This window comes from Actinosynnema sp. NPDC037264 (genome assembly GCF_055603705.1).
In genome coordinates this window covers 357,515-367,360 of record NZ_JBVJVK010000003.1, presented here as the reverse complement: position 1 = coordinate 367,360, position 9,846 = coordinate 357,515, and the positions used below count along the sequence as shown (strand labels likewise).

General features: G+C 74.5%; 1 pseudogene. It reads right to left on the bottom strand.

Annotated features, from left to right (window positions below):
- Positions 1 to 10: 10 nt before the first annotated feature.
- A pseudogene (locus ACZ7GX_RS06090) lies at positions 11 to 9,763 on the bottom strand (SDR family NAD(P)-dependent oxidoreductase); the annotation flags it as partial.
- Positions 9,764 to 9,846 lie beyond the last annotated feature (83 nt).

Here is a 9,846-nt window from a genome sequence, read left to right as displayed (position 1 = left end):
CCGGTGGCGCTCAGGCGGACCGGTCGACGCCGCGACCGAGTTCGTTGTCGATGAAGTCGAACAGCTCGTCGGCGGACGCCGATTCGAGCACGACCGCGGAACCCTCGTCGGCAGGCGGCGCGCCCAACTCGGCGGTCCAGCGGGACAAGATCGTGCGCAGCCGCCCGGTGATCTCCTCGCGCCGGTCGTCCTGCCGGTCGACACCGTCGAGCAGGGCCTCCAACCGGTCCAGTTCGGACAGCACCGACTCGTCCGCCGCGGGCGCGAGCACGCCGATCACGTGGTCGGTGAGCGCGGCGGGCGTCGGGTGGTCGAACACCAACGTCGCCTGGAGAGCCACACCCGTGGCCGCGGTCAGCCGGTTGCGCAGCTCCACGGCGGTCAGCGAGTCGAAGCCCAGGTCCTGGAACGGCCGCTGCTCCTCGATCCCCGCCGAGACCTTGTGGCCGAGCACGGCGGCCACCTCGCGGCGGACCAGTTCCAGCACCGCATCGCGGCGCTCGTCGGCCTCCAGGCCGACCAGCAGCGCCACCATGGACGCCGCCTGCCCGTCATCGGCCGTGCGCCGCCGCGGCGCCCTCCCCCCGCGCAGCGGGACCGGCACGCGGTCCGCCGCGCGCAGGGCAGCCTCGTCGAGCGGCGCGGCCACGACCGCCGGGTGGCCGGCGGCCACCGCGACGTCGAGCAGGCGCAGCAGTTCCTCGTCGGGCACCACGGGGAAGCCGGGTGCGCCGGCGCGTGGACCGAAAGCGACCGCGACCGCGGGGAGTCCGCGCGCCGCGCGATACCGGGCCAAGGCGTCGGTGAACGACGCGGCGGCGGCGTACCCGGCCCGACCGGGCGCGCCGAGCACCCCGGCGGTCGAGGAGAACAGCACGAACGCGGTGGCGTCGGGGAGCAGCTCGTGCAGCCGCCAGGCGCGGTCCACGCCCGGTTCGAGCGCCGCGGCCAGGGCATCGGGCGTGATGTTCGCGAGCGGGGCGTCATCCGGCTCGCCGGTCGTGTGCACCACCACGGTCGGCCGGTGCTCGGCCACCACCGCGGCCAGGTCGTCCCACGTCGCCGGCACGGTGCCGGCGGCCACCCCCGGCGCCTCCGCGTCGACGAGCACGACCTTCCGCACGCCGTGCGCCTCGACCAGGTGCCGGGCGACCAGGCCACCCAGGGGGCCGGTGACCAGCGCCGTGGCGCCCCAGTCGGTCGCGCGTGCCGCGGGCTGCACCGCGGTCAGGCGCGGGGCGAGTACCCGGCCACCGCGCACCGCCACCTGGGTCTCGCCGGCGGGCACCACCACGTCGCCGTCGGTGTCCACCAGGACCAGGCGGCCCTCGGGCAGCTCGGACTGGGCCGAGCGCAGCAGGCCCCAGGCCGCCGCGGCGGCGAGGTCGACCTCCTCGTCGGCCACCGCGACCGCACCGCTCGTCGCCACGACCACCGGGGCGGACCGCTCGCGCACCAGCTCCAGCGCCCGGGCCACCGCGGCGTGCGCGGCCGCGACCGGATCGCCCGTAGAGACCTCCAGGCGCACCACCTCGGCCGGGGTGACGGGTTCGGCGGTGACCTCGGTCCAGGTCAGCGCGCGCAGCGGTGACCTGGCGGCGAACCGCTCGACCGGGAGGTCGCGGAACCCGATCGCCTCGGCGGTGAGCACCGGTCGGCCGGCCGTGTCGGCGAGCACCAGGGACGTGGTGCCACCGGCGACCTGCCGCGCGTGGACCTCGACGGCCGCGGCGTGCGCGGCGTGCAGCCGCACCCCGCGCCACGTCGCGGGCACCCGGACGGTCGCCGCACCGACGGCTGTCGGCACCGCCAGGTCCAGCAGCACCGGGTGCAGGCCGTACGCGCCGGCCTCGCCCGCGATCGCGTCGGGCAGCCGCACGGTCGTGCCGGCGTCCGTGACGGCGGGTCCGTCGCCACCGTGCGTGGCGAGGACACCACTGGCGTGCGCCGTCCACGCCGCGTCCTCGTCGTCCGGCCGGGCGTAGACGGTGAACGCGCGCCGGCCGTCCTGGTCGGGTGCGTCCACGGACATCTGCACCCAGGCCGGGAGGGTCAGTGGCAGGTCGGTGTCCAGCTCCGCCAGCACCGGCGTGCCGAGCTGGTCGCCCGCCCGGATCGCCATCTCCACGAACGCCGCGGGCGGCACCGCGAGGTGGTCGGCGAGCCACGACCGGACTTCGAGCAGCCCGGTGAACAGCACCCGCGACGAACCCGCGACCGCGGTGGCCGGCCCGAGCAGCGGGTGCCCGGAGACGTGCCCGGAGACGTGCCCCGTGGCGGGCGCGGACTCCAGCCAGTACCGCTCGTGCTGGAACGGGTAGGTCGGCAGGTCGACCCGCCGCGCGCCCGAGCCGCGGAAGTACGCCGCCCAGTCCACTGCCACGCCGCGGGTGTGCAGCGCGCCCAGGGCCGCGGCGACCGCCTCGTGCTCGGGTCGGCCGCGGCGCAACAGCGGCACGGCGACCACGTCACCGGTGATGGCGGGGATCATGGCCGACAGCACGGCGTTCGGTCCCAACTCGACCAGCGTGGTGACGTCCTCGTCGGCCAGGGCGCGCACCGCGTCGGCGAAGCGGACCGGCTCGCGGACGTGCCGCACCCAGTACTCCGCGGTGTTCAACTTCTCAGCCGGTTCCCCCGTCACCGTGGAAATCACCGGAACCACAGGCTCGTGATAAGTCAGCGACTCCGCCACCTCACGGAAATCCGCGAGCATCGGCTCCATCAAAGCCGAATGGAACGCATGACTGACCGTGAGCCGCTTCGTCACCCGACCCCGCCCGGCCAACACCGCGGCAACCGCAAGAACCGCCTCCTCCACACCCGAAAGCACCACCGAGTCCGGACCGTTGACCGCCGCCACATCCACACCCGGCACCAACAGCGGCACCACCTCCTCCTCACCCGCACCCACCGCCACCATCGCCCCACCCGCCGGCAACCCCGCCATCAACCGACCACGCGCCACCACCAACCGCACCGCATCCCCAAGATCCAACACCCCCGCCACATGCGCCGCCGCGATCTCCCCGATCGAATGCCCAACCACGAAATCCGGCCGCACACCCCACTGCCCCAACAACCGGAACAACGCCACCTCAACCGCGAAAATCGCAGGCTGCGCCCACCCCGTCCCATCCAACCCCACACCCGAAGCGATCACACCCCGCAACGACCCACCCACCAACCCGTCCACCACACCACACACCTCCTCCAACACCGCACCGAACACCGGAAACGACTCCGCCAACCCCAACCCCATCCCCACCCGCTGCGACCCCTGACCCGCGAACACGAACCCGGTACGACCGTCGGCGGCGAGCACCGGCTCGACCGCGGCCAGGTCGTCGCGGCGCACCACCGAAGCCCGGTGCGGCAGCGCGGAGCGCGCGGTGGCGAGGGTGAAGGCGACGTCGAGGTCGGCCGCGTCCACCGCGGCCAGCCGGCGGGCCGACTCGCGCACCGCCTCGGGGGTCCGGCCGGACAGCACCCACGGGGCGATCGGCAGCTCGACCTCGGCGACCAGCTCCGGCTCAGCCGGCGGCTGCTCGATGACGACGTGCGCGTTGGTGCCGCTGATGCCGAACGAAGACACGCCCGCCCGGCGCGGCCGGTCGACCTCGGGCCACTCACGGGCCTCGGTGAGCAGCTCCACCGCGCCCGACTCCCAGTCGACGTGCGGCGTCGGCTCGTCCACGTGGAGGGTGCGGGGCAGCACGCCGTGCCGCATCGCCTCGACCATCTTGATCACGCCGCCGACACCCGCCGCCGCCTGGGCGTGACCGATGTTGGACTTCAACGATCCCAGGTACAGCGGGGTCTTCCGGTCCTCGCCGTAGGTGGCCAGCAGCGCCTGCGCCTCGATCGGATCACCCAACCGCGTACCCGTCCCGTGCGCCTCCACCACGTCCACATCGGACGGACGCAGGCCGGCATTGGCCAGCGCTTGCCGGATGACGCGCTCCTGGGACGGGCCGTTCGGCGCGGTCAGGCCGTTGGACGCCCCGTCCTGGTTCACCGCGCTGCCCCGCAGCACCGCCAACACCGGGTGCCCGTTGCGACGCGCGTCCGACAACCGCTCCAACAACACCAGCCCCACACCCTCCGACCAGCCCGTCCCGTCCGCGTCGGCGGAGAAGGACTTGCACCGACCGTCCGGAGCGAGGCCGCGCTGGCGTGAGAACTCGACGAAGGCGGTCTGCGTGGACATCACCGTCACGCCGCCCGCCAGCACCAGGTCGGACTCGCCCTGGCGCAACGACTGCGCCGCCAGGTGCAACGCCACCAACGACGACGAGCACGCCGTGTCCACCGTGACCGCCGGACCCTCGAACCCGAACGTGTAGGACACCCGACCCGACGCGACACTGCCGAGCGTGCCGCCGGCCAGGTAGCCCTCCAGGTCCCGAGGGACCTCGACCAGGCCCGAGCCGTAGTCGTGGTACATCACGCCGGTGAACACGCCGGTGCGCGAACCGCGCAGCCCGGCCGGGTCCACCCCGGCGTTCTCCAGGGTCTCCCAGGCCGTCTCCAGCAGCAGCCGTTGCTGGGGGTCGGTGGCCAGCGCCTCGCGCGGCGACATGCCGAAGAACTCCGCGTCGAACAGGTCGGCGTCGTGCAGGAAGCCGCCTTCGCGCGAGTAGGACCGGCCCACCCGCTCCGGGTCCGGGTCGTACAGGTCGGGCCAGCCCCGGTTGGTCGGGAACGGCGAGATCGCGTCCACGCCACTGGCGACGAGGTCCCACAGCTCGCCCGGCGAGCGCACGCCGCCCGGGTAGCGGCACGCCATGCCGACGATGGCGATCGGGCTGTCGTCCCCGCTCATCGCCGTCGCGGCGACCGCTTCGCGGGCGCCGCCGAACAGCTCGCCGGACAGGTGCGCGGCCAGCGCGGCGGGTGACGGGTGGTCGAACACCAGCGTGGTCGGCAGCCTCAGGCCAGTGGCGGCGCCGAGCTGGTTGCGCAGCTCGACCGCGGTCAGCGAGTCGAAGCCCAGTTCCTGGAACGGCCGGTCGGCCGGGACCGCGTCCGCGTGGGCGTGCCCGAGCACCGCGGCCACCGCGGCGCGGACCAGGCCCACCAGCACCCGGTCCCGCTCGGCGCCGGTCAGGCCGGCCAGCCGCTCGGCGAGGGAGCCGTCGGCGCGCCGGGGCCGACGGGCCGGAGGCACGAGCCCCCGCAGGACTACCGGGGCGTCCTCCCCCAGCGCCGCCAGCGTCGCCGGGTCGACGCCGGTGATCGCGACCACCGGCACGTCGAGTGCGAGCGCGGCGTCGAACGAGATCAGGGCGTCCTGTGTGGACAGCGCCAGGAGACCGGCCTTCGCCATCCGCTTGACGTCCACGTCGGCCAGGTGGCCGGTGATGTCGCTGGCCCGCTCCCACAGGCCCCACGCCAGTGACACGGCGGGCAGCCCCAGCGCGCGCCGGTGCTCGGCGAGCCCGTCGAGGAAGGTGTTGGCCGCCGAGTAGTTGGCCTGCCCGGCGTTGCCGAGCTGGCCTGCCAGCGACGAGTACAGCACGAACGCGGACAGGTCGAGGTCGCGGGTGACCTCGTGCAGGTTCCAGGCCGCTTCCACCTTGGGCCGCAGCACGGCGGTGACCTGCTCGTCGGTCAGCGACCCGAGCACGCCGTCGGCCAGCACCCCCGCGGTGTGCACGACGGCCTTGACCGGGCGCCGCGCCACCAGCTCGGCGAGCGCCGTGCGGTCGGCCACGTCGCAGGCGGCGAAGGTGACCGCCGCGCCCAACTCGGTCAGCTCGGCCTCCAGCTCCGCCGCGCCGGGGGCCGTCGCGCCACGTCGGCTGACCAGCAGCAGGTCGGTGGCGCCGTGCGCGACCACCAGGTGCCGGGCGATGACGGCGCCCAGCGCGCCGGTGGCGCCGGTGACGAGCACCGTGCCGTCGGCGAACGGCGTCCCGGCCGGCGCGTCCACCGGTTCCGGCCTGGACAGGCGGGGCACCCGGACATCGCCGTCGCGCAACGAGATCTGCGGCTCGCCGGTCGCGAGCGCGGCGTCCAGGACGGCGGTGGACGCGTCCGTGCCGTCGGTCTCCACCAGCACCACCCGGCCGGGTTGCTCGGTCTGCGCGGTGCGCACCAGACCGCGCACCGCGGCGTGCGCGGGCACGTCCGCGCGAATCACCACGACCAGTTGCCCGTCGCGGTCCTCGGCGAGCCAACCGCGCACCAGCTCCAGGGCCTGCCGGGTGGCGGCGTGGGTGGCGGCCACCACGTCGTCGGTGCCGGGCAGGGCGATCGGGACGACGTCGAACGCCGCGGCGGACGGCGTGCCGGCGGCGATCGGGGTCCAGCGTGGCTCGAACAGCGTGTCGAGGGTGGTCGGTCCGAGCTTGAACGGCCGCAGCGCCAACGACTCCACTGCCGCCACCGGCGAGCCGAGGCCGTCCGCGAGCACCATCGAGGCCGACTCGGCGCCGGTCTGGGTGATGCGGGCGCGCAGGGCGGTCGCGCCGGGCGCCACCACGGTCACGCCGGACCACGAGAACGGCAGCAGCGCGGGCCGGTCGGGGTCGGTCACGCCGGGCAGCAGCGGGTGCGCGGCGGCGTCGAGCAGCGCCGGGTGCACGGCGAACCCGGCGGCCTCCGCGTGGGCCGAGTCGGGCAGTGCCAGCTCGGCGAACAGGTCGCCGTCGTGCCGCCACAACCGGCGCAGGCCGCGGAACACGGGGCCGTAGGCGTAGCCGTCCTCGGCCACGCGGTCGTAGAGGTCGGTCAGGTCCACCTCGGTCGCGCCCTCGGGCGGCCACGCCAGCAGGTCGGCCGACACCGGGACGCCGGCCGGAGCCAGCGCGCCCGTCGCGTGCCGCTGCCAGGCCCGGCCGGTCGATCGCGCGTGCACCTCCAGGGGTCGTCTGCCTCGATCGTCGGCCTCGCCCACGAGCAGTTGCACCTGCACGGCCCCGCCCTCGGGCAGCACCAAGGGCGCCGTGACGGTCAGTTCCTCGACGCGATCCAGCTCCACCTCGGCGGCGGCGCGCAGCGCCAGTTCGAGCAGCGCCGTGCCGGGCACGACGACCGCGCCCGCGACCCTGTGGTCGCCCAGCCAGCCGTCGGCGCTGAGCCGGCCGGTGAGCACGACGGAGCCACCGTCGGCGACCTCGACGACCGCGCCCAGCAGCGGGTGGTCGGCCGCGTCGAGTCCCGCCGCCGCCACGTCCCCGCCGCCGGAACCCGGGCGCAGCCAGTAGCTTTCGCGTTGGAACGGGTAGGTGGGCAGCGGCACGCGGGTGGCTCCGGTGCCCGCGAAGAACGCCTCCCAGTCCACGGCCGTGCCGCGGGCGTGCACCTCGGCGAGCGCCGCGATGGCGGTCTCGGCCTCGGGACGGCCCGCGCGCAGCATCGGCACGCCGTCGCCGACCATGGCGGACAGCACGCCGTCCGGCCCCAACTCGACCAGCGTGGTCACGCCCAACGCGCGTACGGCGTCCACGGCGTCCGCGAAGCGGACCTCGCGACGGACCTGCTCGACCCAGTAGCCGGGCTCGGTCAGCCGCTCTGCGATCGCGCCGGTCACGGTGGAGACCACCGGCACCTCCGGCCGGTGGTAGGTCAAGCCCTCGGCGACCGAGCGGAACTCCGGCAGCATCGGGTCCATCTCGGCGGAGTGGAACGCGTGGCTGACCCGCAGCCGCTTGGTGCGGCGGCCCTGCTCCCCGAGTGTCGCGGCGGCCGCGAGGACGGCGTCCTCGTCACCGGACAGCACGACGGAGGCGGGGCCGTTGATCGCGGCGATGGAGACCCGGTCACCCAGCAGCGGCCGGACTTCGCCCTCCTCGGCCTGGACGGCGACCATCGCGCCGCGCTCCGGCAGTGCCTGCATCAGCCGGCCCCGGGCGGCGACCAGCGTGGCCGCGTCGTCGAGGGACAGCACGCCCGCCACGTGCGCGGCGGCCAACTCGCCGATGGAGTGCCCGACCAGGACGTCCGGCCGCACGCCCCAGTGCTCCAGCAACCGGAACAGCGCCACCTCGACGGCGAACAGCGCGGGCTGGGCGGCACCGGTTCTGTCCAAGCCCTCGCCGGACGCGATCACCTCCCGCAGCGACGGGTCGAAGCGGGCCAGCACGTCGTCCAGGGCCGCGGCGAACACGGGGAAGGTCCGGGCCAGCTCCAGACCCATGCCCACCCGCTGCGAACCCTGGCCGGTGAACAGCAACGCCGTGCCGCCCCCGGCGACGACCGCCGGCTCGCCGACCGCACGGTCCACGCCGGCGGCCCGCCAGGCAGCCGGCTGCCGGGTGGCGGCCAGCGAGTACGCCACGTCGAGGTCGGAGCCCTCCGCGGTGGCCTGCGCCGCGGCCTGGGCGCGGGCGGCGGCCTCGGTCCGGCCGGACACCACGAACGGCACCACAGGCAGCACGATGGACACCGACTCCGCCTCGACCGGTTCGGGGTCCGGTGGCTGCTCGACGATCACGTGCGCGTTGGTGCCGCCGAAGCCGAACGAGGACACGCCCGCCCGGCGGGGGCGACCGGTCTCCGGCCACGGCCGGGCCTCGGTGAGCAGCTCCACCGCGCCCGACTCCCAGTCGACGTGAGGCGTCGGCTCATCGACGTGCAGCGTGCGGGGCAGCACACCACGCCGCATCGCCTCCACCATCTTGATCACACCACCCACACCCGCCGCCGCCTGCGCGTGACCGATGTTCGACTTCAACGAACCCAGGTACAGCGGCCTCTCCCGCCCCTGCCCATAAGCCGCCAACAACGCCTGCGCCTCGATCGGGTCACCGAGGCGCGTGCCCGTCCCGTGCGCCTCCACCGCGTCCACATCGGACGGACCCAGACCCGCACCCTCCAACGCGGCACGAATCACCCGCTCCTGCGCCGGACCATTCGGAGCAGTCAAACCATTCGACGCCCCGTCCTGGTTCACCGCGCTGCCCCGCAGCACCGCCAACACCGCGTGCCCATGACGACGCGCATCCGACAACCGCTCCAACAACAGCAGACCCACACCCTCCGACCAACCCGTACCAGACGCACCAGCGGAGAACGAACGACACCTACCGTCAGCCGACAAACCACCCAACCGCGAGAACTCGACGAAGGCGGTCGGCGTGGACATCACCGTCACACCGCCCGCGAGCGCGAGGTCGCACTCACCGCGGCGCAGTGCCGTCGCCGCCAGGTGCATCGCCACCAACGACGACGAGCACGCCGTGTCCACCGCGACCGCCGGCCCCTCCAGGCCGAACGTGTAGGCCAGCCGGCCCGCCGCGATGCTGCCCGCGCTGCCGCTGAACAAGTAGCCCTCGAAGTCCGACGAGGACAGCCGGGGTCGCGAGCCGTAGTCGTTGTACATCACGCCGGTGAACACGCCGGTGCGCGAGCCGCGCAGGGACCCCGGCCACAGTCCCGCCGTCTCCAAGGCCTCCCACGCGGTCTCCAACAGCAGCCGCTGCTGCGGGTCGGTCGCCAGGGCCTCGCGCGGCGACATGCCGAAGAAGTCGGCGTCGAACTGGTCCGCGTCGTGCAGGAACCCACCGTGCCGCGTGTAGGAGGTGCCGGTCCGCTCCGGGTCGGGGTCGTAGAGCGCGTCGACGTCCCAGCCGCGGTTGGTCGGGAACCCGCTGACGGCGTCCACGCCGTCGGCGACGAGCCGCCACAGGTCCTCCGGCGACCGCACGCCGCCCGGGTACCGGCAAGCCATGCCCACGATGGCGATCGGCTCGCTGTCCTTGTCCTCCAACTCACGCAGCTTCCTGCGCGCGTCCCGGGCATCCGCGATCGCCCGCTTGAGGTACTCGCGAAGCTTCGCCTCGTCAGCCACGTGTTCTCGCTCCCCAGTCGTGTCCGGGCCGGTCGTGTCCGGGCGGAATA